This window comes from Streptomyces cyaneochromogenes, from assembly GCF_003963535.1.
Lineage (GTDB): Bacteria > Actinomycetota > Actinomycetes > Streptomycetales > Streptomycetaceae > Streptomyces > Streptomyces shaanxiensis.
Window position 1 is genome coordinate 2,705,278 of record NZ_CP034539.1, and the last position, 25,807, is coordinate 2,731,084.

The window sequence follows — 25,807 nt, forward strand, 5'->3', positions numbered from 1 at the left end:
CCGGGTTCAACCCGGGTCGTGTGCACCGGTCCCCTGCGGTCACCCGAGCCGGTTCGCCGTGTGCACCGCGCGCAGTACCGCCGCCGCCTTGTTCCGGCATTCGGTGTCCTCGGCGACCGGGTCCGAGTCGGCGACGATGCCCGCGCCGGCCTGGACGTACGCCGTGCCGCCGCGCAGCAGGGCCGTACGGATGGCGATGGCGGTGTCGGAGTCGCCCGCGAAGTCGAGGTAGCCGACGCAGCCGCCGTACAACCCGCGCCTGGACGGCTCGAGTTCGTCGATGATCTGCATCGCGCGGGGCTTGGGCGCGCCGGAGAGCGTGCCGGCGGGGAAGCAGGCGGTCAGGACGTCGAAGGCCGTGCGGCCGGGTGCCACGCGTCCCGTCACCGTCGAGACGATGTGCATCACGTGCGAGTAGCGCTCGATGGACATGAAGTCGACGACCTCGACCGAGCCCGGCTCGCAGACCCGCCCCAGGTCGTTGCGGCCCAGGTCGACCAGCATGAGGTGCTCGGCGCGCTCCTTGGGGTCGGCGAGCAGCTCGTCGGCCAGGGCCTGGTCCTCCTGCGGGGTCGCCCCGCGCCACCGGGTGCCGGCGATGGGGTGGACCATCGCCTGCCCGTCCTCGACCTTCACCAGGGCTTCCGGCGAGGACCCGACGACGTCGAAGCCGTCGAAGCGGAACAGGTACATGTACGGCGACGGGTTGGTCGCCCGGAGCACCCGGTAGACGTCCAACGCGCTGGCCGTGCACGGTGTTTCGAAACGCTGGGAGGGGACCACCTGGAAGGCCTCGCCGGCCCGGATGCGCTCCTTGATGTCCTCGACGGCCTCCTGGAAGTCCTCGCCGCCCCACAGGGCCGTGTACTCGGGGAGCTCGGAGGGCGGGAGCACGGCCGGCGGCTGGGCGACCGGGCGTGTCAGGTCGGCCTGCATGGCGTCGAGGCGGGCGACCGCGTCGGCGTAGGCCTCGTCGACACCGGTGTCGAGGTCGTTGTGGTTGATCGCGTTGGCGATCAGCAGGACGGAGCCCTCCCAGTGGTCCATGACGGCGAGGTCGCTGGTGAGCAGCATGGTCACCTCGGGCAGCTTCAGGTCGTCGCGCTCGCCGGGGCCGATCTTCTCCAGGCGGCGCACGATGTCGTAGCCGAGGTAGCCGACCATGCCGCCGGTGAAGGGCGGCAGGCCCAGGTCGTGGGCGAGGTCGCGCGGGGTGTGCAGGGCCTCGATGGTGGCGCGCAGGGCGGCGAGCGGGTCGCCCGCGACGGGGACGCCGACGGGCGGGGTGCCGAGCCAGTGGGCCTGTCCGTCGCGCTCGGTGAGGGTCGCGGCGGAGCGTACGCCCACGAAGGAGTAGCGAGACCATTGAAACGCAGTCCTGCCGTTCTCCGCGGACTCCAGCAGGAAGGTGCCGGGGCGCTCGGCGGCGAGCTTGCGGTAGAGGGCGACCGGGGTGTCGCCGTCGGCGAGGAGCTTGCGGGTGACCGGGATGACGCGCCGGTCGGTGGCGAGCTTGCGGAAGGTCTCGAGGTCCATGGCCGCTGACCCTACTGATCCGAGGCCGGTACGCCGGAATCGGCGCCGTCCTTGAGCAGCACGTCCACGTCGAAGCAGGTGCGCGCGCCCGTGTGGCAGGCGGCGCCGACCTGGTCGACCTTGACGAGCACGGTGTCGGCGTCGCAGTCGAGGGCGACGGACTTGACCCACTGGAAGTGGCCGGAGGTGTCGCCCTTGACCCAGTACTCCTGGCGGCTGCGCGACCAGTAGGTGCAGCGGCCGGTGGTGAGCGTGCGATGCAGCGCCTCGTCGTCCATCCAGCCGAGCATCAGCACCTCTCCGGTGTCGTACTGCTGGGCGATGGCGGGCAGGAGCCCGTCCGCGCTGCGCTTGAGGCGCGCGGCGAGCTCGGGGTCCAGCCGGCTGGGCTGACGGGGCGTACTGGTGGTCATGCCTGCCATTGTGCCGCCTGCCACTGACAGTGACGGTGCGGTGTCCACTGGCTGGATGGGGGAGGCGCGCGAATGCCTCGTCGAGGGGCGGTGGCCGGGTGGCGGGTGGGCGGACCCTGAGGGTGGTCGTAGGCTGACAGTATGTCGACCTTCGCCCAGCGTGAACGACTCCTCCTCGCCGACCTCTTGGAGGCCGAGGGCCCCGAGGCCCCCACCCTCTGCGAGGGCTGGACGACTCGTGATCTCGCCGCCCACGTGGTGGTGCGCGAGCGCCGCCCCGACGCAGCCGCCGGTCTGCTGATCAAGCCGCTCGCACCGCGCCTGGACAAGGCGATGGAGGAGTTCGCCGCGAAGCCGTACGAGGAGCTGATCCAGCTCATCCGCACCGGCCCGCCACGCTTCTCGCCCTTCCAGCTCAAGCAGATCGACGAGGCGTCGAACACGATCGAGTTCTACGTCCACACCGAGGACGTCCGCCGTGCCCAGCCGGACTGGACGCCGCGTGAACTCGACCGGGTCTTCCAGGACGCCCTGTGGTCCCGTCTGGAGCGCTCCGCGCGTCTGGTGGGCCGCAGCGCCCCCACCGGCCTGGTGCTGCGCCGCCCCGACGGCCAGACGGCGGTCGCCCACCGGGGCACTCCGGTGGTCACGGTGACCGGCGAGCCGTCGGAGCTGCTGATGTTCGCCTACGGCCGGCAGAACGCCGCCAAGGTCGAGCTGGACGGCGACAAGGACGCGATCACCAAGCTGCACGAAGGGAAGCAGCTGGGGATCTAGGCCCTGTCGTTTGGATCATGCCGGCGTCGCGGGGCTCGGGGCAGCCAGGAGGCGCAGTCTCACTCAGCCGACCTGATCCAAACGACAGACCCTGGCCGGGCGATGCGGCCGGTCAGCGGGGCAGTTCGGCCCGGAGCAGCGGGCGGGACGCGAGGACGACGAGGCCGCTCAGGGCGCACACCGACGCGCAGGCCGTGAAGACCGGGGCGACGCCCCAGAGGTCGACGGCCCAGCCGACCGGCGGGAAGGTGAGCGGTGCGACGCCGAAGCTGACCAGGGTGGAGACCGAGGTGACCCGGCCCACGTAGGCGGGCGGGACGTTGGCCTGCAGCAGTGCCCCGCACAGGGCGCCGGAGAGCCCGGCGAGCAGCCCGATCAGCAGGGCCACGCCCACCGCCGCGGGGACGGACGGCACCCGGGCGAGGGCCCCGATGGCCACGGCGCCGGCCACGGCCGCCGCCGCTGTCACGCGGCCGACGTGCGCCACCCGTCCGCGCCAGGCGAGGAGCAGCGACGCGGTCGCGGCGCCGACGCCGAACCCGGCGAGCACCCAGCCCATGCCGGACGATCCCCAGCCGCGTTCCTCCGCGAGCAGGGTCAGCCCGAGGTTCATCGGCCCGACGAAGCCCAGGTCGCCCAGGGCGATGGCGAGCACCAGCGGGCGCAGCACCGGGCTGTGCAGGATGTGGCGGAGCCCGTCCCGGAGTTCGGCGAGGGCGGGCGCGCGCGGCTTCCGGTCGTCCTTGGGCAGTTCCCCGACCCGTACGGCCAGCAGCGCCGGCAAGGACGCCCCGATCAGCAGCGCGGAGAACCCGAACGCCCCCGCGGTGCCGCCGATCGCGATGCCGAGCCCGCCGAGCGGCCCGCCGAGCACGAGGGCGAGGCGTACCGCGAGCCCCCGCATTCCCTGGACCCGGGCGAGCTGGCTCCGGTCGGTGATCCGCGCGGGGAGGGCGCCCCCGGCGGGCAGGAAGACGGCGTCCACGACCCCGAAGAGGACCGCGACCGCGCCCAGCGCCCACAGCCCCGGACTGGTCACCAGGAGGAGGGCGGCGGCGGTGAGGACGAGCGCGCACCGCACCGCCGTGCTGGCGACCACCACGCGCCACGGGCCGTACCGGTCGGCCACGACTCCCCCGCCGAGCATCAGCAGGGCCCGTGGCACGGCGCTGACCGCTGTCACCAGCCCGGCCTGGGCGGGGGTGCCGGCCTGGACGGCGGCCCAGGACAGGGCGAGGTAGTAGACGTGGTCGCCGAGCGCGGAGGACGTGTATCCGCCGAGCCAGCGCAGGACGTTGGGGTCGCGGTGAGCGGGGCGCTCCGCGGCCGGGGCGGTCTCGGGCGGGGTGAGCGTCGACGGCATATCGGTCCTCTCAGGGCCGGAACGGGAAGGCGTACGTGTGCACCGCGACGCTCTCGCGGCCCTCGCCGTCGCCGGCGGCCTCGGCGGCCTGTCCCCGCGCGTCGTACCGGCGTACGACGGCGAGCAACTCCTTGTTCAGCTCGGCCAGTTCGTCCGCCGTGAGACGCAGGTGGGACTCGGAGGACTCGGCGGCCCGGTTCCACTCGCGGCCCCAGTGGGCGCGCTCGTCGAGCCAGCGCCGGTACATCTCGGTGCGCTGCTCGGCGAAGAGCCGGCTCGCCGCCGTGTGCGCGGCTGCCTTCTCGGGGGCGTCGCGGAAGTCCTCGTCCCGGATGCTCACGCCGTCCGAGGCGGGCTGCCACCAGCGCTCCCGGCCGTCGGCGCTCTGCGGCTCCGCCTCCTCGATGAGCCCGTGCTCGGCGAGCTTGCGGAGGTGGTAGCTGACCAGCGAGACGGCTTCGTCGACCTGCTCGGCGAGCTGGGAGGCGGTGGCGACGCGCCTGATCGTCAGGGCTCGGACCAGGTTCATCCGCAGCGGGTGGGCCAGGGCCTTCAGCGTGCCCAGGTCCGTGATCCGGCGGTCTCTCTCCTTGCCTGTCATGCCCCCACCGTAGATACGAAAGAAAAGTTGCACAATCTATTTTGCGCAACTTTCCTTTTGCATCTGCGCAAGCGAAAGCCCCGGCCACTCGGTGACCGGGGCTTCGGGACTCAGGCCCGGGTCACCTGACGGGGTGACCGGCCGTCCGCAGCGTCTCCTTCACCTCGGCGATCCGCAGATCCCCGAAGTGGAACACGGACGCCGCGAGCACCGCGTCCGCGCCCGCCTGGATGGCCGGCGAGAAGTCGGCGAGCCTGCCGGCGCCGCCGGAGGCGATCACCGGGACCGTGACGTGCTTGCGTACGGCCTGGATCATCTCCAGGTCGTAGCCGTCCTTCGTGCCGTCCGCGTCCATCGAGTTGAGCAGGATCTCGCCCGCGCCCAGCTCGGCCGCGCGGTGCGCCCACTCGACGGCGTCGATGCCGGTGCCCTTGCGGCCGCCGTGGGTGGTGACCTCGAAGGTGCCCTCGGGTGTGCGCCGCGCGTCGACCGACAGCACCAGCACCTGCCGCCCGAACCGCTCGGCGATCTCGCGGATCAGGTCGGGACGGGCGATGGCCGCCGTGTTGACGCCCACCTTGTCCGCGCCCGCCCGCAGCAGTTTGTCCACGTCCTCGGCCGTACGGACACCGCCGCCGACCGTCAGCGGGATGAAGACCTGCTCGGCCGTGCGGCGGACGACGTCGTACGTCGTCTCGCGGTTGCCGGACGACGCGGTGATGTCCAGGAACGTCAGCTCGTCGGCGCCCTCGGCGTCGTACACCTTGGCCATCTCGACGGGGTCGCCCGCGTCGCGCAGGTTCTGGAAGTTGACGCCCTTGACGACCCGGCCGTTGTCCACGTCCAGGCAGGGGATGACTCGGACCGCCAGGGTCATGAAACCGGCTCCTCCAACGTCCTTCTGAATGCTTCTATTTCCACTTCGACCAGGATGCGCGAGTCCACGAAACCCTCGACGACCAGCAGCGTCGAGACCGGGCGCACCGCGTCGAAGAGCTCCTTGTGGGCCCGGCCCACGGCGTCCACGTCCCGCGCGTGGGTCAGGTACATCCTCGTACGGACCACGGATTCGACCCCGAGCCCAAACTCGCCGATCGCCTCGATCGCGCCGGCGAAGGCCACCTTGGCCTGCTCGTACGGGTCGCCCTCGCCGTAGAGCACATCGCCCTTGAAGGACGTCGTGCCCGCCACCAGCACACGATCGCCCACCGCGACGGCGCGCGCGAACCCGAAGGACTCTTCCCAGGGACTACCGCTCTGCACGCGCCGTACGGCATCGGACGTCATGACGAGACAACCTCCAGGGCCTCTTCCAGGGTGAACGCCTTCGCGTACAGGGCCTTCCCGACGATGGAGCCCTCGACACCGAGCGGCACCAGCTCGGCGATGGCCCGCAGGTCGTCCAGCGACGAGACGCCGCCGGAGGCGACCACGGGGCGGTCCGTCGCCGCGCAGACGTTCTTCAGCAGCTCCAGGTTCGGGCCCTGGAGCGTGCCGTCCTTGGCGATGTCCGTGACGACGTAGCGCGCGCAGCCCTCGCTGTTGAGGCGCTCCAGCGTCTCGTAGAGGTCGCCGCCGTCGCGGGTCCAGCCGCGGCCGCGCAGGGTCGTGCCGCGTACGTCCAGGCCCACCGCGATCTTGTCGCCGTGCTCGGCGATGACCTTGGCGACCCAATCGGGGGTCTCCAGGGCCGCCGTACCGAGGTTCACGCGCGTGCAGCCGGTGGCGAGCGCGGCGGCCAGGGAGGCGTCGTCGCGGATGCCGCCGGACAGCTCGACCTTGATGTCCATCGCCTTCGCGACCTCGGCGATCAGCTCCCGGTTGTCGCCGGTGCCGAACGCGGCGTCCAGGTCGACCAGGTGCAGCCACTCGGCGCCCGAACGCTGCCAGGCGAGGGCCGCCTCCAGCGGGGAGCCGTAGGAGGTCTCGGTGCCGGACTCGCCGTGCACGAGGCGGACGGCCTGGCCGTCGCGGACGTCGACGGCGGGGAGGAGTTCGAGCTTGGCCATGTCTCTACAGGGTTCCGATCCAGTTGGTGAGCAGCTGCGCTCCGGCGTCGCCGGACTTCTCGGGGTGGAACTGGGTGGCCCACAGGGCGCCGTTCTCCACGGCGGCCACGAAGGGCTTGCCATGCGTCGACCAGGTGACCAGCGGGGCGGTCATCAGCGGGTTCTCGGTCTCCAGGGTCCAGTCGTGGACGGCGTAGGAGTGCACGAAGTAGAAGCGCGCGTCCGCGTCCAGGCCGGCGAACAGCTCGGAGGCGGGCGGCGCGTCCACGGTGTTCCAGCCCATGTGGGGCACGATGTCGGCCTGCAACGGCTCGACCGAGCCCGGCCACTCGCCGAGGCCCTCGGTCTCGACGCCGTGCTCGATGCCACGCGCGAACAGGATCTGCATGCCGACGCAGATGCCCATGACGGGGCGCCCGCCGGCCAGCCGCCGCTCGACGATCCAGTCGCCGCGGGCCTCCTTGAGCCCCTGCATACAGGCGGCGAAGGCGCCGACGCCCGGCACGAGCAGCCCGTCGGCGTTCATGGCCCTGTCGAAGTCACGGGTGATCTCGACGTCGGCTCCCGCGCGCGCGAGGGCACGCTCGGCGGAGCGGACGTTGCCGAAGCCGTAGTCGAAGACGACGACCTTCTTCGCGTCGGTCAATTCCACACCTCCAGCCTCATGACGCCCGCGACGAGACACATCGCGGCGCCTATGGAGAGCAGCACGATGAGGCCCTTCGGCATCTGCTGCTTGACGAAGGAGTAGATGCCGCCGACCAGGAACAGGCCGACGACGATCAGCAGGGTCGAGAGGCCGTTCACAGGGCGCCCTTCGTGGAGGGGAGGATGCCGGCCGCGCGCGGATCGCGCTCGGAGGCGTACCGCAGGGCCCGGGCCAGCGCCTTGAACTGGCACTCCACGATGTGGTGGGCGTTGCGCCCGTACGGCACGTGCACGTGCAGCGCGATCTGGGCCTGGGCGACGAAGGACTCCAGGATGTGCCGGGTCATCGTGGTGTCGTACTCGCCGATCATCGGCGCCATGTTCTCGGGCTCGGTGTGCACGAGGTAGGGGCGGCCGGAGAGGTCGACGGTGACCTGGGCGAGCGACTCGTCCAGCGGGACCGTGCAGTTGCCGAAGCGGTAGATCCCCACCTTGTCGCCGAGTGCCTGCTTGAAGGCGGCGCCCAGCGCGAGGGCGGTGTCCTCGATGGTGTGGTGGGAGTCGATGTGCAGGTCGCCCTCGGTCTTCACGGTCAGGTCGAACAGACCGTGCCGGCCGAGCTGGTCGAGCATGTGGTCGTAGAAGCCGACGCCTGTCGACACATCGACCTTGCCGGACCCGTCGAGATCGATCTCGACGAGGACCGAGGTCTCCTTCGTCACCCGCTCTATGCGGCCTACGCGGCTCATGTGGTCTGCTCCTTCTTCAGTGCACGTACCGCGTCGAGGAACGCGTCGTTCTCTTCGGGGGTTCCGGCGGACACCCGCAGCCAGCCCGGGATGCCGTTGTCCCGGACGAGGACCCCCCGGTCGAGGATCTTCTGCCAGGCCGTGTGCGCGTCCTCGAACCTGCCGAACTGCACGAAGTTCGCGTCGGACTCGACGACCTCGTAGCCGGCCGCGCGCAACTCGCTCACCAGGCGGTCCCGCTCCGACTTCAGCTGCTCGACGTACTTCAGCAGCGTGTCGGTGTGTTCCAGGGCGGCCAGGGCGGTCGCCTGGGTGACGGCCGACAGGTGGTACGGCAGCCGTACGAGCTGGACGGCGTCCACGACCGCGGGGTGCGCGGCGAGATAGCCGAGGCGCAGGCCCGCCGCGCCGAAGGCCTTCGACATCGTCCGGGAGACGACGAGATTCGGCCGGCCCTCGAGCAGCGGCAGCAGCGAGTCGCCGTGGCTGAACTCGATGTACGCCTCGTCGACCACGACCATCGACGGCTTGGCTGCCTGCGCGGCCTCGTACAGCGCGAGGACCGTCTCCGGCGGGACCGCGTTGCCCGTGGGGTTGTTGGGCGTGGTGACGAACACGACGTCAGGCCGGTTCTCGGCGATCGCCTTCTCGGCGGCCGCGAGGTCGATGGTGAAGTCCTCGCCCCGGGGGCCGGAGATCCAGCCCGTGCCGGTGCCGCGCGAGATGAGGGCGTGCATCGAGTACGACGGCTCGAAGCCGATGGCCGTACGGCCCGGTCCGCCGAAGGTCTGGAGCAGTTGCTGGATGACCTCGTTGGAGCCGTTGGCCGCCCACACGTTGGCGAGGCCCACTTCGTAGCCGGAGGTGTCCGTCAGGTACTTGGCGAGCTGGGTGCGCAGTTCGACCGCGTCCCGGTCCGGGTAGCGGTTGAGGTTGCGGGCCGCCTCACGGACGCGCTCGGCGATCCGCTCGACCAGGGGCTCGGGCAGCGGGTAGGGGTTCTCGTTGGTGTTCAGCCGTACGGGGACGTCCAACTGGGGCGCGCCGTAGGGGGACTTGCCGCGCAGCTCGTCCCGTACGGGGAGATCGTCGATACGTACGTCGCTCACTTGCTCTCCGGTACCTTCCAACCGAACCTGGCCTTGATCGCCGCGCCGTGCGCCGGCAGGTCCTCCGCCTCCGCCAGCGTGACCACGTGATGCGCGACGTCCGCCAGCGCGTCCTTCGTGTAGTCGACGATGTGGATGCCGCGCAGGAAGGACTGGACCGACAGGCCCGAGGAGTGGCAGGCGCAGCCGCCGGTGGGCAGCACGTGGTTGGAGCCGGCGGCGTAGTCGCCGAGCGAGACCGGCGCCCAGGGGCCGATGAAGATCGCGCCGGCGTTGCGCACCCGGTCGGCCACGGCGGCAGCGTCGGCCGTCTGGATCTCCAGGTGCTCGGCGCCGTAGGCGTCGACGACCTTGAGGCCCTCCTCGACGCCGTCGACCAGGACGATCGCGGACTGCCTGCCCTTGAGGGCCGGGACGATCCTGTCGTCGATGTGCTTGGTGGCCGCGACCTGCGGCTCCAGCTCCTTCTCGACCGCGTCCGCGAGCTCCACGGAGTCGGTGACCAGGACGGCGGCGGCCAGCGGGTCGTGCTCGGCCTGGCTGATCAGGTCGGAGGCGACGTGCACCGGGTCGGCGGTGGCGTCGGCCAGGACCGCGATCTCGGTCGGGCCCGCCTCGGCGTCGATGCCGATCTTGCCGGTGAAGTAGCGCTTGGCGGCGGCGACCCAGATGTTGCCGGGGCCGGTGACCATGTTGGCGGGCGGGCAGGACTCGGTGCCGTACGCGAACATCGCGACGGCCGTGGCGCCACCGGCGGCGTAGACCTCGTCGACGCCGAGCAGCGCGCACGCGGCGAGGATCGTCGGGTGCGGCAGGCCACCGAACTCGGCCTGGGCCGGGGAGGCGAGCGCGACCGACTCGACGCCGGCCTCCTGGGCGGGCACCACGTTCATGATCACGGAGGACGGGTAGACGGACCGGCCGCCGGGCGCGTACAGCCCGACGCGGTCGACCGGCACCCACTTCTCGGTGACCGAGCCGCCGGGCACGACCTGCGTGGTGTGCGTCGTACGGCGCTGCTCGCGGTGGACGAGCCGGGCGCGGCGGATGGACTCCTCCAGGGCCGCGCGCACGGCCGGGTCGAGCTCCTCCAACGCGCGCGTGAGGGCCTGCGCGGGCACCCGCACCTGGTCGAGCTTGACCCCGTCGAACTTCTCCGCGAAGTCGATCAGCGCCGCGTCGCCCCGATGATGCACGGCCTCGCAGATCGGACGCACCTTCTCCAGGGCGGCCGAGACGTCGAAGTCGGCTCGGGGCAGCAGGTCGCGCAGGGCGGGGCCCTCGGGAAGGGCGTCGCCGCGCAGATCGATTCGGGAGATCACGGGTGCAATTCTCTCAGACCCGGGTTCCGCGTCGTGCGCGCGTATCACTGGGTGGAACAGGAGTCATGGGGAACCTGGAAGATCACCTTCACGTCTAGCGTTCGGGGGGTCACTCAGCGGGCATGAACAGTTGTACTAAACCCACGAGTAGCCGAGGGGGACGGAAAAGACGTGACCGAAGGTTCCGGCCTGCGTGACGGGGACCTGCCGGACGACCTGCCGGACGACCTGACCGCCGCCGAACTCGGTATGTGGCAGGCCTTCCGCAACGGCAGCGTGTACGACCTGAGCAGCGGCGACGCGGTCGTCGACGATCCGCACGGCGGACATCCCTGGGGAGACGAGCGGACGGTACGCGCGCGTATCGTCTGCTGGCTGCTGCTGGACGGGCCGCCCGCCCTCGCCGGCCGGGTGTCCTCGCTGAAGCTCGTCGGCGTGCGGATCAGCGACACGATGGACCTCGCGGGCGGCACGGTGGTGCCGTACGTCGAGATGCGCGGCTGCCGCTTCGACCGGGAGGTCAGGCTGCCGGAGGCCCACTTCACGACCGTACGACTGGTGGACTGCCAGGTGCCGCGGCTGGAGGCCGCCCGGGTGCACACGGAGGGCGACCTGCATCTGCCGCGCTGCCGCTTCCACAACGGCATACGGCTCACCGACGCCCAGATAGGCACGGACCTGCTGCTCAACCAGGCCATCGTCTACCGCGACCGCAGCGGCCGTTCGATCGCCGCGGACGGCGTCAACGTCGGCCAGGACCTCCAGGCCGAGATGCTGGAGTCGCACGGCGAGATGAGCCTGCGCGGCGCCAACATCGGCGTGTCGCTCAGCCTGCGGGGCGCGCGGCTGGTCAACCCGTACACGCGCCTCGCGTTGAACGCGCCCCAGCTGACCGTCGGACGCACCCTGTATCTGACCCCGGCGGGCGTCGGCAGTCCGATGCTGAGCGGCCGTACGCCCGCGCGCGGGACGCGCATCCAGCGGTTCGAGTGCCAGGGCGGGGTGCGGCTCGACGACGGGCGGTTCGGGGACGCGGTGGACCTGGAGCGGGCCCGGTTCGCCTTCACCGACGAGCAGGAGCTGTCGCTGCGCCGCATCCAGACGCCGGAGCTGCGCTTCCTCGGGGAGCGGCCGGAGCGCGGCGGGGTCGTGCTGTCGGGGGCGCGGGTGGTCAACCTGATGGACCGGGCGGACGCCTGGCCGGGCCCGGGCCTGCTGCACATGGGCGGCTTCAGCTACGAGAACCTGGTGCCGCGCGGACCGTTCCCGCTGGAGCGGCGGCTGGAGTGGGTCAGCGCGGCGACCGCCGAGTACAACCCGGAGCCGTACGAGCTGCTGGCCTCCGTGCTGCGGGCCGGCGGTGAGGACGAGGACGCGCGCGAGGTGCTGCTCGCCAAGCAGCGCCGGCGCCGCGAGACGCTGCCGCCCGCGGCCAAGCTCGTGGGGTACGCGCAGGACTGGATGGTCGCCTACGGCTACCGGCCGGGCCGGGCGGCCGTGTGGATGGCGGTTTTGTGGGCGGCGAGTTCGGTGGCCTTCACCTACGCCGACCCGCCGCCGCTCAAGGGCGGCGAGCATCCGGCCTGGAGCCCGGCCCTCTTCGCCCTCGACCTGCTGCTGCCGGTCATCGACCTGGGCCAGGTCGGGTTCTGGCAGTTGCGCGGTGTCTGGCAGTGGCTGGCGGCCGCGATGATCCTGCTGGGCTGGATCCTGGCGACGACGGTGGCGGCGGGGGCGACGCGGTTGCTGCGGCGGAGCTGACACGGTTGGGTTTGGTGAGGTCAGTGGGGTTCCTGAGCGGAACGTGTGCATGTCCGACAGTTGTTGAAGGGTTTACCTTTACCGGTTCTTGACCCATCCGCGTACAACTTTCCACGGGTTGACCGATGCCTCTGGCGCGAGCCCGACCAGCGGACTTTCAATGGTCGACACCATGGCTCTGCTGCTCCCGTTCGGCCGCGCGTCCCGGACGCCACGGACCGTCGACCACCCCGCCGTCGGGCTCCCCGCCGACGCCGAGGTGATCCTCGACGCGCCCGACGACCACCTCGGTCCCGCGCTGGTCGCGGCCGGGCAGGGCGCGTACGAGCCCGCCGCCGAGCTGCTGGCCGCCACCCGGCTGAGGACGCGGTGGGAGTACCGCGACGGATACGTGCTGCGCCTCGCGGCCTTCGCGCGCTCGCGGCCGGAGTGGCTGCAGGCCTGGTGCGCGGCCGCCCCGCACGATCCGGACGCGCTGCTGGTCAAGGCCCAGCTCGCGGTGGACCACGCCTGGCGGTCGCCGGCCCGGGCCGAGCTGCTGCGCGGGGTGAGCCCGCTGATCACGGCGGCCGCACGCGCCGACGACCGCGACCCGGTGCCGTGGCGGATCGCCCTGGACCACGCGCGCGGCTCACGCGCCGGGCACACCTACTTCGGCGAGTTGTGGGAGGCGGCGCTGCGCCGCGCCCCGCTCCACTACGGCTGCCATGTGGCGGCCCTGCGCTATCTGGCCTCGTCCTGGCACGGCTCGCACCGGGAGTGCTTCGACTTCGCCGACCGGGCGGCCCAGGACGCCCCGGCCGACTCCCTCGTACAGGCGCTGCCGACCCGGGCCGCCTTCGCCTACCTCACCGACGGCTGCGGCCCCGGTGTGCCGCCCGAGCGGCTGGACGCGGCGGCTGACCGGGCGATCGCGCTCTCCGCCCGGTTCCTTGCGGGCGACCTGTGGCCGGCCGGGATGCGCAACAAGCTGACGTACGTCCTGGCACAGCTGGGCCGCTGGGAGGACGCCCTGGAGCAGCTGCGCCTGATCGGCCCGTACGCCACCTCCTTCCCCTGGAGCCGGTTCGCGGACGATCCGCTGGGCCGTTTCCTCGAAGTGCGGGACGAGATCCGGGTGCGGGCGGCGGCCGCGGCTCCCGGGCGGGCGCCCGCGGATGATCCACGAAGTGGCCTCGCCGGACGCGTTCACTCCGGCGACCATTAGGCTTTGGCGCCGTGACCGTCCGCCTTCCGCTCTTTCCCCTGAACTCGGTGCTGTTCCCGGGCCTCGTACTCCCCCTGAACGTCTTCGAGGAGCGTTATCGCGCCATGATGCGCGAGCTGCTGAAGACTCCCGAGGAGGAGCCGCGCCGTTTCGCCGTCGTGGCGATCCGCGACGGCCACGAGGTGGCCCCGAGCGCGCCCGGCATGCCCGACCCGACGGCCCTGCCCGACCGCGGGCCCACCGCGGGCTTCGGCCCTGACCCGGTCAAGGCCTTCCACGGGGTGGGCTGTGTGGCGGACGCGGCGACGATCCGGGAGCGGGCCGACGGCACGTTCGAGGTGCTGGCGACGGGGACGACTCGTGTGCGCCTGCTCTCGGTCGACGCGTCGGGCCCGTTCCTGACGGCGGAGCTGGAGGAGCTGCCGGAGGAGCCGGGGGACGAGGCGGGGGCGCTGGCGGAAGGGGTGCTGCGGTCGTTCCGGCAGTACCAGAAGCGCCTCGCGGGCGCCCGCGAACGCTCCCTGTCCACGGCGGCCGAGCTTCCGGACCAGCCGTCGGTCGTCTCCTACCTGGTGGCGGCCGCGATGATGCTGGACACCCCGACGAAACAGCGTCTCCTCCAGTCCAAGGACACCGCCTCCCGGCTGCGCGACGAACTGAAACTCCTTCGCGCCGAGACCTCGATCATCCGTACGCTGCCGTCGCTGCCGGCGTCGGACCTGACGCGCGGCCCGACGAGTCTGAACTGACGCAGAACACCGGCGTACGACCTCTGGGGAACCGGCCACCATGGCGAAGAAGTCGAAGAAGAACCAGCAACAGCCCGGCGGCACTCCCGCGACGGTCGCCCTCACGGCGGCGGGCACCGAGTACACCGTCCACGCCTACGACCACGACCCCGCCCACCCCTCCTACGGCGAGGAGGCGGCGCAGGCGATGGGCGTGTCACCGGACCGGGTCTTCAAGACGCTGGTGGCGGACGTGGACGGCACCCTGACGGTGGCGGTCGTCCCCGTGGCGGGCCAACTGGACCTCAAGGCCCTGGCCTCGGCGGTCGGCGGCAAGCGCGCGGCGATGGCCGACCCGGCCCTGGCGGAACGCACCACCGGCTACGTCCGCGGCGGCATCTCCCCCCTGGGCCAGCGCAAGAAACTCCCGACGGTCCTGGACGCCTCGGCCGCCACCCACACCACGATCTGCGTCTCGGCAGGCCGCCGCGGCCTGGAGGTCGAACTCTCCCCCGAGGACCTCACCAAGCTCACGGCAGCGATCGTCGCCCCCATCGGGCGTGCGTGACCCCTCGACGAACCCGGTCTCCTCGGTTAAGTACGGGAGACATGTCGAAGAAAACACGAAAACGCAAGTGGCGCATCAAGAAGGGCCGCTCAAACCACGGCCGACGCCCGGCGTAACGACCAGCACTTCCAGAAAGCCGCTCAGGCGGCGGCAACTGCTGGACGCCGGCCCAGGCATTCCAGCCCGCCCGGCGCTTGAGGACGTGGACAAGGCCGACTTCTCAACGCCGGCCCAGGCAATCTCAGCCCGTCCGGCGTTTGAGGACGAGGCCCCTTCAGGGCCGAAGCGGGGGTCTGGGGGCGCAGCCCCCAGAAACGCCCCGGGGTCGAAGGGGCAGAGCCCCCGGAGGACGGGGCGGGTCAGGGGCAGGCGGGGCGAGTCACCAAGGCCCTACACAGGCGGAGCCCCCCGCTGCGCCTCCAACTGCTGCTGATACGGATCCACGTCCCGAGGCCCGAACAACGCCGTCAACCCCAGATGGACCACCAGCGCTGCCAGCGGCCAGACCAGCCACACCCCCTTGGCCCCCAACTTCAGCGGCGCCGAGAAGGTGACCCCCTTACCCACATCCTTCGCGTGAGCGATCACGTCCTGCGAGGGCCCGAGCCACACCCCGACCTTCCAGGCCAGCAAGGACCCGAGAAACCCCCCGACAGCCAGCCCCACCACCAACGGCACACCCCCGCGCCGCCGTATGAGAAACACCGCAACCGCACTGACCAGCCCGAACGCGAGCGCAAGCAGAGTGAACGTTCCGTCCACCCCGGCGGCCTGCTCCCCCTCGGTGTCCTTGAAGTAGACGACCCAGTTGTTGTCGACGACGTCCCCGACCAGCGGCACACTCGGCGCCAGCCACCACCACAGCACCCCGAGCAGCGCCCCACCGAGCGCCACCACCAGCGCGACCACGGCGGCCTCTCGCACTTCGGTCTTCATCCCGGGACCGTCCTGTTCGTACGAGCCGTGCACGCCGTACATGACGTGCGGGCCCTGAGGGCCGTACGAGCCGGACGGGGCGCCGTACCCGGCGTCCTGCGGCGCGGAGGACGCGGACGACGCGGCCTGACCGGCAGCAGGCGGCTGCCACCCGTTGTTCGGGGACTGGTCACGCGGCGGCGGTGGTGGAGTCAGCGGAGCGGTCACTCTGCCATCGTGCCAGGCCGACCTGGGCGGCGCGTCACCGGACGGCCGCCCGGCGGTAGGCCCAGGTGGCGACGCCCAGCGAGACGACGCCGACGACCGCGCACACGGCGAGGTCACCGAGCACGAACGCCCAGTCGGGGTGCGGCCCGAAGGTCCGCGCGAAGGCCTCCACGCCGTACGTCGACGGCAGCAGATCCCGCGCGAACCGCACCACCTCCGGCATCCGGTCGGCCGGCAGCACCCCCAGCAGCAGCGCCGCGGACATGCCCAACTGCCCGAGCAGCGTGGCCAGTTCCGGCCGCGGCGCGAGCAGCCCGAGCGCCGCCCCGAGCCCGGCGAGCGCGGCCCCGGCCAGCGGGATCACCGCGACGAGCACCCACAGATGCGCCACCGGCAACCCGAACAGCGCACACCCGAAGAGGGCGGTCACCACGGTCCCCGGCACGGTGAAGGAGGCGTACGCCCCCGCGGCCCCCAGCACCACCGCGGCCGGCGGCACCGGCAGCGTGGCGTAGTGGTCGAGCCCGCCGCTGGCCCGCAGCTGCCCGAAGTACTGCGCGAGCAGGTTCAGCGCGACGAAGGCGACCACGAGCACCGACGATCCGGCCACCACGGCCTGCGCCTCGGCCCCGCCGTCCACGACCCCGCGCATCAGGATCATGATCCCGATCGACTGGAAGGTCGCCACGAACAGCAGCGGAATGCGCGCGACCCGCGCCCGGGACAGCTGCGCCCGGTACACGGCGCACAGCGACGGCCACAGCCGCGCACGCGGCCCGAGCTCGGCGGCGGCCGGAGCGGCCGTCTCGTCCACGGCCAGGGCGCTGCCCGGCAGAACCTCGGCGGGTACGACACTCACGTGGCGCTGCTCCCTTTCACACGGGGGTTCACTGGGGAGGTGGCCCTGTCCCGTCCGGACATGGATACGGCTACGGAAACGGATACGGACGCGAGGGGCTGTGTGCTCATGCCTTCACCAGCCCCTGCTGCACGTCCCCGCCCAGCGCCAGATACACGTCCTCCAGGCTCGGCGTGGCGAGCGTGAAGTCGTCCAGCGCGGCGAAGGCGGCCCCGCCGGTGACGGTGGCGACGACCGCGCGGGCCTCCTCGGGGGCGAGCCGCAGCGTCCAGCGCCGCCCGGACTCCACGACCCGGTCCTGCAACGCGGCGACCTCGGGCACCTCCAGCGGCGCCCGCTCCCGCCACAGCAGCTCGACCCGTACCTCCCCCGCCACCCGCTCCTTGAGCCCGGACGGCGTGTCACAGGCGATCACGCGCCCCCGGTCCAGCACAGCGACCCGGTCGAGCACCGTCTCGGCCTCGATGACGTTGTGGGTGACGAGCAGCACGGTCGTACCGAGCTCGGCCCGCCGTCGGTCCACGGCGGACCACACGGCCCGCCGGGCCACCGGGTCCATCGCGGTGGTCGGCTCGTCGAGCACGAGCAGCGGCCGCTCCCCCACCAGCGCGGCGGCGAAACAGGCCAGCCGGCGCTGCCCGCCGGACAGCTTCTTGATCGGCCGCCCGGCAAGCGGTCCGAGGCTCAGCTCGTCGAGTACGGCGTCCCGCTCGTCCCGCGCCTGCCGCACGTCCAGGCCGCGCAGCCGCCCGGTCGTCTCGGCGGCGAGCGACACGGTCAGATCGTCGAGGGCGGTGGACTCCTGCCCGAGGTAGGCGAGGATGCGCGCGGCCCGCTCCGGGTGCCGCACGATGTCGTGCCCGAGGATCTCCACGCTGCCGCTGTCGGGCCGCATCAGCCCGGTGAGCTGCCGGACGAGAGTCGTCTTGCCGGCGCCGTTCGGCCCGAGCAGCCCGAAGATCTCGCCGCGCCGGATGTCCAGCCGTACGTCGTCGGTGGCCCGCACCTCGGGTGTCCCGGGCGTCCCGCGCCGACCTCGGACGGCGGGATAGGTCTTGGTCAGCCCGCGCACGGCACACACGACATCCCCGCTGTGCCGAAGTGCCTGTCCCACGCGCGTACTCACAAGGGACGAGACTACGGGGTCCGGACCCCTGGTCCGTCCTCGGGTCGGCCACTCGGTACAAATCGCCTGCTCGCGACCACGAATCTCGCGGTGGCGATAAATCCACCGGTGATCACGAATCCGCCGCAACGGCGGTCAATCACGCACGAACCCGGTCGACTCACTCGCCGACGGGCGCGTGCTCCGCCGCGGTCCGCACATCGATCTCCCGCCAGAACCCGGCCCGAATCGCGTACCGGTCATGCTCGTCGATCTGGTCGTCCTTGTGCGCGAGCAACCCGAACCGGGCCGCGTACCTGAGCAGCTCCCCGTCGATCCGATGTGGAATCCGCGGGTACATCCCGGACAGCCGCTGCAGATGGCCCTGGTCCCCCAGCCGCCCCATCCACCGCCGTGCGAAGACCTGCCCCACCTCGTACGGATCGCCGCCGACCGTCGTGATGTCCTCCTCCCGGTCGGCCCACCGCTGCTCCGCCGTGGTCAGCTGCGCCAGCGTCGGCATGGACGCGGCCTCGGCCGGCTCCGCCGCGACACCGGGCCGGTCGACCCACCCCTTGTCGGAGGACCAGCGCAGCGTCGCGCTCGCGGGGTTCTGGGCCGGCTGCACACCGGGCGCGCGCAGGGCGGCGAGGTCCTTCGGTGTGGGCACTCCCTTGGGTGCCGGCACCCGCTCCTGGGTGCCGTTCTCCGAGGCGGCGGACGCCGGGGCGTGCTCGCCCTCCTCGGGGGGCCGCTCGGCCCGTGCGCCGAGCGCGGAGTCGGGCAGCGGGGCGGACAGGATCGCGGCGATCTCGGGCCGGGGGGCGGGTGGGGGCGCGCAGACTCCGGTGAGCTCCTTGGCGCGTACGGCCTTGGTGATCCACGTACGGTCGAGCACGCGCCGCTCGTCGGCCTCGGCGACCAGGTCCTCGGACTGGTTGTAGTCGCCGTCGGCGGCCTGTACGGCCCACAGGTGTACGGCGACGCCGTGCTCCTTGGCGGCCATCATGCCCGGCAGCAGATCGCCGTCTCCGGTCACCAGCACCACGTCCGAGCAGGCGCGGTTGCGGGCCAACTCGGTGAGTTCGGCGTGCATCGCGGCGTCCACGCCCTTCTGCGCCCAGCGTCCGTCGCTGCGGGTCAGGGCGCCCAGGCGGACGGTGACCCGGGGCATCACCCGCAGCCTGCGGTGCTCGGGCTGGGGGACGCGGTCGGGGGCGCCGTCGAACCAGTAGATGCGCAGCAGGGGCTGCTGGGTGTCGGACTCGGCGCGTTCGCGCAGCCCCTGGATGAGGGCGGTGTGGTCGACGGTGATCCGGGACCGGGAGGGCTCCCCGGCGAGAAGGCTGGCGGCGGCGCCCAGCAGATACCCGGCGTCCACCAGGACGATGCAGCGGTCCACGCGACTCACCCTCTTCCTGGGAGGTTTGCTTCGGGCTTCCTTCGAGTCTGCCCGACCACGCGGGGGTTAACGGGGCGAACTCGATCTTCGGCGTGGCGTTTCGGGGCATCACCACCACGACGCGCCATGCCTCACGCCCCGACAACCGCTGTCACACACGGTAATTATCCGAAATGCGTTCTTTGTCAGCCTATGTGAATCTGGTCGCGGCCCTGGCCCCTAGATCCCCCACAGGAGGCAGCACCATGGCCAAGAACAAGAAACAGGACCGAAAGCAGCCGCAGTCCGAGCGTGGCCAGCAGCAGGCCCAGCAGTCGTCGATGGAGACGCAGGCCGAGCAGCGCGCCACGCAGGTGACCCCGGGCGACATGGCCCGCAAGGGCCGGCAGAAGCGCTTCGGTCACAACTGACATCTGCATAACGGGTTGTTGAGACCCAGGCACACGAAGAGGGGCGCGTCCCGTGCGGGACGCGCCCCTCGCGCGTTTGCCTCGCGGTCGCTCAGCCCGCCAGGCAGGACGGCCCGAGCAGCACCTTCAGGTCACCGAAGAGCGCCGGGTCGGGCTTCACCCGGTGCCGGTCCAGTCGCAGCACCGTCGTCTTGGTCGGACCCTGGAGCTTGATGCGGACCTCGCTCTCGCCCTTGTGGTGGCTGAGGATCTCGCCGAGACGGCTGACCATCGGCGGGGTGACCCGGGTGGCCGGGATGGTGAGGATCACGGGCGCGTTGGTGCCGGCGTTCGACAGGTCGGGGACCTGGAGCTCCATCGCGACCAGGCGCGGCACGTCCTCTCGCTTGTCGAGGCGGCCCTTGACGAACACCACGGCGTCCTCGACGAGTTGGGTCGAGACGAGCTGGTACGTAGCCGGGAAGAACATGCACTCGATGGAACCGGCGAGGTCCTCGACCGTGGCGATCGCCCAGGCGTTGCCCTGCTTGGTCATCTTGCGCTGGAGGCCCGAGATGATGCCGCCGATGGTCACCACGGCACCGTCCGCGTGCTCACCGCCGGTCAGCTGGGCGATGCCCGCGTCGGCCTTGTCGGACAGCACGTGCTCCAGGCCGAAGAGCGGGTGGTCGGAGACGTACAGACCGAGCATCTCCCGCTCCTGGGCGAGCAGATAGGTCTTGTCCCACTCCTCGGTGGTGAACTCCACGTCGAGTCCGAACCCGGGCTCGCTGGTGTCCTCCTCGCCCATGCCGCCGAAGAGGTCGAACTGGCCCTCGGCCTCCTTGCGCTTGACCGCGACCACGTTGTCGATCATCGAGTCGAAGTGCGCGGTCAGGCCCTTGCGGGTGTGGCCCAGGGAGTCGAACGCGCCCGCCTTGATCAGCGACTCCGTGGTGCGCTTGTTGCACGCGACCGCCTCGACCTTGTCCAGGTAGTCGGGGAAGGAGGCGTACTTGCCCTTGGCCTTGCGGCTCCTGATGATCGACTCGACCACGTTGGTGCCGACGTTGCGCACGGCTTCGAGGCCGAAGAGGATCACGTCGTCGCCCTGCGCGGCGAAGTTGTGCACCGACTCGTTGACGTTCGGTGGGAGCACCTTGATGCCCATGCGCCGGCACTCGTTGAGATAGACGGCCGACTTGTCCTTGTCGTCCTTGACCGAGGTGAGCAGCCCGGCCATGTACTCGGCCGGGTGGTTGGCCTTGAGGTAGGCGGTCCAGTAGGAGACAAGGCCGTACGCGGCGGAGTGCGCCTTGTTGAACGCGTATCCGGCGAAGGGGACCAGAACGTCCCACAGGGCCTGGATGGCCTCGTCGCTGTAGCCCTTGTCCCGGGCGCCCTTCTGGAAGAGGACGAAGTTCTTGGCCAGTTCCTCGGGCTTCTTCTTGCCCATCACGCGGCGCAGGATGTCGGCCTCGCCGAGCGAGTACCCGGCGATGATCTGGGCGGCCTTCTGCACCTGCTCCTGGTACACGATCAGGCCGTAGGTGACGTCCAGGACCTCCTTGAGGGGCTCCTCCAGCTCCGGGTGGATCGGGGTGATCTCCTGGAGCTTGTTCTTGCGCAGGGCGTAGTTGGTGTGCGAGTCCATGCCCATCGGGCCCGGACGGTACAGCGCGGAGACGGCGGAGATGTCTTCGAAGTTGTCGGGCTTCATCAGGCGCAGCAGCGAACGCATCGGGCCGCCGTCGAACTGGAAGACGCCCAGGGTGTCGCCGCGCTGGAGCAGTTCGAAGGTCTTCGGATCGTCGAGCGGCAGGGCCAGCAGGTCGAGCTCGATGCCCTTGTTGGACTTCACCATCTTGACGGCGTCGTCCATGATCGTCAGGTTGCGCAGGCCGAGGAAGTCCATCTTCAGCAGGCCGAGCGACTCGCACTGCGGGTAGTCCCACTGCGTGATGGTCACGCCGTCCGTGTGCCGCACCCAGATCGGGGCGTGGTCGACGATGGGCTCGCTGGACATGATCACGCCGGCGGCGTGCACGCCCATCTGCCGCACCAGGCCCTCGACGCCCTTGGCGGTGTCGATGACCTTCTTGACGTCCGGCTCGTTCTCGTACATCCCGCGGATCTCGCCCGCCTCGCTGTAGCGCGGGTGCGAGGGGTTGGTGATGCCGTCGAGGTCGATGCCCTTGCCGAGGACGTCGGCGGGCATCGCCTTGGTGAGGCGGTCGCCCATCGCGTACGGATAGCCCAGCACGCGCGCGGAGTCCTTGATCGCGTTCTTGGCCTTGATCTTGCCGTAGGTGCCGATCATGGCGACCTTGTCGGCGCCGTATTTCTCGGTCACGTACCTGATCACCTCGACGCGCCTACGCTCGTCGAAGTCGATGTCGACATCGGGCATGGAGATGCGCTCGGGGTTGAGGAACCGCTCGAAGATCAGGCCGTGCGGGATCGGGTCGAGGTCGGTGATGCCCATGGCGTAGGCGACGATCGAGCCGGCCGCGGAACCTCGGCCGGGGCCCACCGCGATGCCCTGGCTCTTGGCCCACATGATGAAGTCGGCGACCACGAGGAAGTAGCCCGGGAACCCCATCGAGATGATGGTGTCCATCTCGTACTCGACCTGCTTCATACGGTCGTCCGGGATGCCGTCCGGGAAGCGGCGGTGCATGCCGCGCATGGTCTCCTCGCGGAACCAGGTGACCTCGGTGTAGCCCTCGGGGATGTCGAACTTCGGCATGAGGTTCTTCGCCTCGAACATGCCGGTGGTGTCGACCATCTCGGCGACGAGGAGCGTGTTGGCGCAGCCCTCCTGCCAGGCGTCCGAGGAGTCGATGGCGTACATCTCGTCCGTGGACTTCAGGTAGTAGCCGGTGCCGTCGAACTTGAAGCGGTCCGGGTCGGAGAGGTTCTTGCCGGTCTGGATGCACAGCAGGGCGTCGTGCGCGGTCGCCTCGTGCGCGTACGTGTAGTGCGAGTCGTTGGTGACCAGCGGCGGGATGCCGAGCTTCTTGCCGATCTCCAGCAGGCCGTCACGGACCCGGTGCTCGATCTCGATGCCGTGGTCCATCAGCTCCAGGAAGTATCGGTCCTTGCCGAAGATGTCCTGGTAGTCGGCGGCCGCCTTCAGGGCCTCGTCGTACTGGCCGAGGCGCAGGCGGGTCTGGAGCTCACCGGAGGGGCAGCCGGTGGAGGCGACGATCCCCTCGGACCACTGGGAGATGGTCTCCTTGTCCATGCGGGGCCACTTCTGCAGCCAGCCCTCGGCGTACGCGTCCGAGGACAGCCGGAAGAGGTTGTGCAGACCCGTCTTGTTCACGGCCCACATCGTCTTGTGGGTGTAACCACCGGAACCGGAGACGTCGTCGCGCTTCTGGTGCGGCTGGCCCCACTGGATCTTGCGCTTGTTGCGCCGGGACTCGGGGGCGACATACGCCTCGATCCCGATGATCGGGGTGACTCCGGCCTTCTTCGCGCTGTGGAAGAAGTCGTACGCCCCGTGGAGGTTGCCGTGGTCGGACATGGCGATGTGCGTCATGCCCATCTCGTTGCACGCGTTGAACATGTCCTTCAGCCGCGCGGCACCGTCCAGCAGCGAGTACTGGGTGTGGACGTGCAGGTGCGTGAACGGCGGCTTTGACACGGTTTCGGCCTCCAAGGCAAACAGGCGTCGACAAGATCCGGACCAGATTCCGAAGGGCTGCGGACAGTCTGGGGGACAGCGTCGAAGTCTATGCCTCGGCACTGACACTTGAGGTAAACACTGTGGGGCGTAGCCCCTCGATGAGGGGCGGCGGTCGGGTGACGGGTGGGCGGCTCCCCCGCGTACCTTCATGCGAAGAAAGCGGGCACTCCCTCGCACGCTCGTACGTTGCACATGAGGGGAGGTTCCGCCCCATACGTCATGCACCACCTGCACCAGGAGGCACCCAGCGATGTCGGTCCCCCAGCTCAACGACGAGCAGCGCGGCGACGAGATCCTCGCCGTCTTCGACACCGCCTTCGGCGAGCTCCTGGCCGCCGACCCGGCCGCGTTCCGTGTGAAGTTCCGCAAGATGGCGGCGTCGGCGTTCGCGTTCTACCGCGGCACGGCGTGCCTCTTCTACCACGACCTCACTGCAAATACCGGTTTCGGGTCGAAGCGCGGCGGCCCGTACCTGGACGAGCGCACCTCGCGCGTGTGGATCCACGGCGACCTGCACGCGGAGAACTTCGGCACGTACATGGACGCCAACGGCCGGCTGATCTTCAACGTCAACGACTTCGACGAGGCGTACGTCGGCCCCTTCACCTGGGACCTCAAGCGCTTCGCCGCCTCGATCGCCCTCATCGGCTACGCCAAGGCGCTCGGCGACGAGCAGATCAGCGAGCTGGTGCGGATCTACGCGGGCGCGTACCGCGAGCGGGTGCACGCCCTGGCGACCGGCGCCAAGAGCGACGAGGTGCCGCCGTTCACGCTGGACACCGCCCAGGGCCCGCTCCTGGACGCGCTGCGGGACGCCCGCGCGCTGACCCGCTTCGGGCTGCTGGACTCGATGACGGAGATCCGTGACTTCGAGCGCCGCTTCGCCCCGGGCGGCGGCTCCATCGAGCTGGACGCGGCCACCCGCTACAAGGTGCTCGCGGCCTTCGACGGCTATTTGGAGACGCTGCCGGACGCCTCGCTGGACCGCCCCGACTCGTACCGGGTGAAGGACGTCGTCGGCCGCCGCGGCATCGGCATCGGATCGGCCGGGCTGCCGTCGTACAACATCCTCCTGGAGGGCCACACGGACGCCCTGGAGAACGACGTCGTGATCTACATCAAGCAGGCCCAGACCCCGGCCGTCTCCCGGCACATCACGGACCAGGCGCTGCGCGACTACTTCCAGCACGAGGGCCACCGCACGGTGATCTCCCAGCGCGCCCTTCAGGCCAACGCCGACCCGTGGCTGGGCTGGACCGAGCTGGACGGCGCGGGCCAGCTGGTCGCCGAGGTCTCGCCGTACGCCGTGGACCTGGACTGGAGCGACATCGACGACCCGGAGGAGATCGCGGCGGTCGTCGCCGACCTCGGCCGGGCCACGGCCACCATGCACGCGGCGGCGGACGACACCTCCGGCGAGTCCCTGGTGCCGTTCTCCACCGAGCGGGCCATCGACGCGGCGATCGCGGCGGACGCCGACGGAGGCGCCGGCTTCGCGGAGCTCCTGGTCGACTTCGCACACGGCTACGGCGCACGCGCGCGTGCCGACCACCAGATCTTCGTGGACCTGTTCCGCAACGGCCGGATTCCGGGTCTGTGACGGAAAGGCCGCTCACAGGCGTTCCGTCGTCGCCCACAGGCACCCTTTAAGGGTCTCTTACAGGACTACGTGCCACACTCTTCTCCGCCATGGACATATCCGGGACCCAGCTACGAGCCGTACGCGCGGCGCTGTTCACGTCACTCGTCGTGACGCTCAGCGCCGCGTCGCACGTGCTGCTGTCCCGGGCCCCGCTGCCGCTGAGCACGGTGGCCCTGCTCGCGGCGGCCGTGTTCGCGCTCGCGTACGCCATGGCCGGCCGGGAACGGACCTACGGGCGGATCGCCGCCCTGCTGATCCCGCTGGAACTGGCCGCCGACACGATCCTCACCACCGGGCAGCACGTCTGTTACGGCCGGGCGGGCGGCCCGGTCACGGGCCCCCTGCGCTCCGTCGGCTTCGACGTACTGTGCGGCGACAACACCGCCGTGGGCACGTCCCTGGCCGGCGTGACGGGCACCGACACCCGCCACCTGGCGACCCTCCTCACCGCCCAGGCCGACCCGGCGACGCCCTGGCTCCTGCTCGGCGCGCACATCGGCGTCGGCCTCCTCGCGGCCGCCTGGCTGCGGCGCGGCGAGCGGGCCCTGGCACAGCTGCTGCGCGCGGTGACGGCGACCACGTTCCGCCCGCTGCTGCTGGCGGTCGCCGCGGTGACGGTCCGCCGGACCGCACCGGTCCGCCGCCTGCCGCGCCCGGCCCGCCGGACGGCCGGCGCCCGCACCCTCCTCCTCGTGCACTCCCTGGGACGGCGTGGACCACCGTGCTCGCCCGCCTTCGCCTGAGCGCGAACGGCAGCTGAGCACCACAGCCCACCCGAACGT

General features: G+C 71.0%; 25 protein-coding genes. 8 read left to right on the forward strand and 17 right to left on the reverse strand.

Annotation, left to right across the window (positions count from 1 at the left end):
• Positions 1-39: 39 nt before the first annotated feature.
• Both EJ357_RS12015 and hisI read right to left on the reverse strand, forming a co-directional pair.
• Positions 40-1,536 carry an anthranilate synthase component I gene (locus tag EJ357_RS12015; protein ID WP_126391404.1) on the reverse strand — a complete coding sequence of 499 codons (1,497 nt, stop codon included), beginning with the start codon at positions 1,534-1,536 and terminating at the stop codon, positions 40-42.
• A gap of 11 nt (positions 1,537-1,547) precedes the next feature.
• A complete protein-coding gene (gene hisI / locus EJ357_RS12020; RefSeq protein WP_126391406.1) occupies positions 1,548-1,958 on the reverse strand; it encodes a phosphoribosyl-AMP cyclohydrolase in 411 nt (136 codons plus the stop codon).
• 132 nt (positions 1,959-2,090) lie between these two features.
• On the opposite strand from hisI, the gene EJ357_RS12025 reads away from it, so the two are divergent.
• The gene (locus tag EJ357_RS12025; protein ID WP_126391409.1) at positions 2,091-2,726 is read left to right on the forward strand and encodes a TIGR03085 family metal-binding protein; all 636 of its coding nucleotides are present in this window, start codon (positions 2,091-2,093) and stop codon (positions 2,724-2,726) included.
• A 112-nt stretch (positions 2,727-2,838) separates the two neighbouring features.
• Here the strand turns inward: EJ357_RS12025 and EJ357_RS12030 are convergent, their stop codons facing one another.
• From EJ357_RS12030 to hisD, 10 genes are all read right to left on the reverse strand, one after another.
• Positions 2,839-4,089 (reverse strand): MFS transporter, encoded by a 1,251-nt coding sequence (locus EJ357_RS12030; protein WP_126391411.1) that lies wholly within the window; start codon positions 4,087-4,089, stop codon positions 2,839-2,841.
• A gap of 10 nt (positions 4,090-4,099) precedes the next feature.
• Positions 4,100-4,690 (reverse strand): ArsR/SmtB family transcription factor, encoded by a 591-nt coding sequence (locus tag EJ357_RS12035; protein ID WP_126391413.1) that lies wholly within the window; start codon positions 4,688-4,690, stop codon positions 4,100-4,102.
• 121 nt (positions 4,691-4,811) lie between these two features.
• Positions 4,812-5,567, reverse strand: coding sequence for an imidazole glycerol phosphate synthase subunit HisF (gene hisF, locus EJ357_RS12040; protein ID WP_126391415.1), 756 nt, complete (start codon positions 5,565-5,567; stop codon positions 4,812-4,814).
• Positions 5,564-5,977, reverse strand: a complete 414-nt coding sequence (locus EJ357_RS12045) for a RidA family protein (RefSeq protein ID WP_126391417.1) — start codon at positions 5,975-5,977, stop codon at positions 5,564-5,566. Before EJ357_RS12045 ends, hisF begins: the two co-directional genes overlap by 4 nt.
• Positions 5,974-6,699 carry a bifunctional 1-(5-phosphoribosyl)-5-((5-phosphoribosylamino)methylideneamino)imidazole-4-carboxamide isomerase/phosphoribosylanthranilate isomerase PriA gene (gene priA, locus EJ357_RS12050; protein WP_126391419.1) on the reverse strand — a complete coding sequence of 242 codons (726 nt, stop codon included), beginning with the start codon at positions 6,697-6,699 and terminating at the stop codon, positions 5,974-5,976. Before priA ends, EJ357_RS12045 begins: the two co-directional genes overlap by 4 nt.
• A 4-nt stretch (positions 6,700-6,703) precedes the next feature.
• The gene (hisH, locus tag EJ357_RS12055) at positions 6,704-7,351 is read right to left on the reverse strand and encodes an imidazole glycerol phosphate synthase subunit HisH (RefSeq protein WP_126391421.1); all 648 of its coding nucleotides are present in this window, start codon (positions 7,349-7,351) and stop codon (positions 6,704-6,706) included.
• Positions 7,342-7,506: a hypothetical protein gene (locus EJ357_RS48225; RefSeq protein ID WP_175647374.1), complete on the reverse strand. Its 165-nt coding sequence runs from the start codon at positions 7,504-7,506 to the stop codon at positions 7,342-7,344. Before EJ357_RS48225 ends, hisH begins: the two co-directional genes overlap by 10 nt.
• Positions 7,503-8,096 carry an imidazoleglycerol-phosphate dehydratase HisB gene (gene hisB / locus EJ357_RS12060; RefSeq protein ID WP_126391423.1) on the reverse strand — a complete coding sequence of 198 codons (594 nt, stop codon included), beginning with the start codon at positions 8,094-8,096 and terminating at the stop codon, positions 7,503-7,505. The genes EJ357_RS48225 and hisB overlap by 4 nt, the downstream gene beginning before the upstream one ends.
• Positions 8,093-9,205: a histidinol-phosphate transaminase gene (locus EJ357_RS12065; RefSeq protein ID WP_126391425.1), complete on the reverse strand. Its 1,113-nt coding sequence runs from the start codon at positions 9,203-9,205 to the stop codon at positions 8,093-8,095. The genes hisB and EJ357_RS12065 overlap by 4 nt, the downstream gene beginning before the upstream one ends.
• Positions 9,202-10,527: a histidinol dehydrogenase gene (gene hisD / locus EJ357_RS12070; RefSeq protein ID WP_126391427.1), complete on the reverse strand. Its 1,326-nt coding sequence runs from the start codon at positions 10,525-10,527 to the stop codon at positions 9,202-9,204. Before hisD ends, EJ357_RS12065 begins: the two co-directional genes overlap by 4 nt.
• 171 nt (positions 10,528-10,698) lie before the next feature.
• Between hisD and EJ357_RS12075 the strand changes: the two genes are divergently transcribed.
• The 4 genes from EJ357_RS12075 (at position 10,699) to ybaK (ending at position 14,791) form a co-directional block, all read left to right on the forward strand.
• Entirely contained in the window at positions 10,699-12,288 is a 1,590-nt protein-coding gene (locus tag EJ357_RS12075) for an oxidoreductase (RefSeq protein ID WP_126391429.1), read from the forward strand.
• Between the two features lie 160 nt (positions 12,289-12,448).
• Positions 12,449-13,495 carry a hypothetical protein gene (locus tag EJ357_RS12080; protein WP_126391431.1) on the forward strand — a complete coding sequence of 349 codons (1,047 nt, stop codon included), beginning with the start codon at positions 12,449-12,451 and terminating at the stop codon, positions 13,493-13,495.
• 11 nt (positions 13,496-13,506) lie between these two features.
• Positions 13,507-14,244 carry an LON peptidase substrate-binding domain-containing protein gene (locus EJ357_RS12085; protein WP_126391434.1) on the forward strand — a complete coding sequence of 246 codons (738 nt, stop codon included), beginning with the start codon at positions 13,507-13,509 and terminating at the stop codon, positions 14,242-14,244.
• A 40-nt stretch (positions 14,245-14,284) separates the two neighbouring features.
• Positions 14,285-14,791 (forward strand): Cys-tRNA(Pro) deacylase, encoded by a 507-nt coding sequence (gene ybaK, locus EJ357_RS12090; protein ID WP_126391436.1) that lies wholly within the window; start codon positions 14,285-14,287, stop codon positions 14,789-14,791.
• Positions 14,792-15,181: 390 nt separating this feature from the next.
• On the opposite strand, the gene EJ357_RS12100 is transcribed toward ybaK, so the two are convergent.
• The 4 genes from EJ357_RS12100 to EJ357_RS12115 form a co-directional block, all read right to left on the reverse strand.
• Positions 15,182-15,934 carry a DUF2567 domain-containing protein gene (locus EJ357_RS12100; protein WP_126391440.1) on the reverse strand — a complete coding sequence of 251 codons (753 nt, stop codon included), beginning with the start codon at positions 15,932-15,934 and terminating at the stop codon, positions 15,182-15,184.
• A 34-nt stretch (positions 15,935-15,968) separates the two neighbouring features.
• Entirely contained in the window at positions 15,969-16,793 is an 825-nt protein-coding gene (locus EJ357_RS12105) for an ABC transporter permease (protein ID WP_126391442.1), read from the reverse strand.
• 106 nt (positions 16,794-16,899) lie between these two features.
• Entirely contained in the window at positions 16,900-17,874 is a 975-nt protein-coding gene (locus EJ357_RS12110; protein WP_126399394.1) for an ABC transporter ATP-binding protein, read from the reverse strand.
• A gap of 205 nt (positions 17,875-18,079) precedes the next feature.
• Entirely contained in the window at positions 18,080-19,300 is a 1,221-nt protein-coding gene (locus EJ357_RS12115; protein WP_126391444.1) for an NYN domain-containing protein, read from the reverse strand.
• Positions 19,301-19,545: 245 nt separating this feature from the next.
• Here EJ357_RS12115 and EJ357_RS48230 point away from each other — a divergent pair, with 245 nt between their 5' ends.
• Entirely contained in the window at positions 19,546-19,710 is a 165-nt protein-coding gene (locus tag EJ357_RS48230) for a hypothetical protein (protein ID WP_093907043.1), read from the forward strand.
• 91 nt (positions 19,711-19,801) lie between these two features.
• On the opposite strand, the gene dnaE is transcribed toward EJ357_RS48230, so the two are convergent.
• The gene (dnaE, locus tag EJ357_RS12120) at positions 19,802-23,341 is read right to left on the reverse strand and encodes a DNA polymerase III subunit alpha (protein WP_126391445.1); all 3,540 of its coding nucleotides are present in this window, start codon (positions 23,339-23,341) and stop codon (positions 19,802-19,804) included.
• 292 nt (positions 23,342-23,633) lie between these two features.
• Here dnaE and EJ357_RS12125 point away from each other — a divergent pair, with 292 nt between their 5' ends.
• Complete coding sequence (locus EJ357_RS12125; protein ID WP_126391447.1) at positions 23,634-24,983, forward strand: DUF2252 domain-containing protein; 1,350 nt, start codon at positions 23,634-23,636, stop codon at positions 24,981-24,983.
• Between the two features lie 89 nt (positions 24,984-25,072).
• Positions 25,073-25,768: a hypothetical protein gene (locus EJ357_RS12130; RefSeq protein ID WP_126391449.1), complete on the forward strand. Its 696-nt coding sequence runs from the start codon at positions 25,073-25,075 to the stop codon at positions 25,766-25,768.
• The last annotated feature ends 39 nt before the right edge of the window (positions 25,769-25,807 follow it).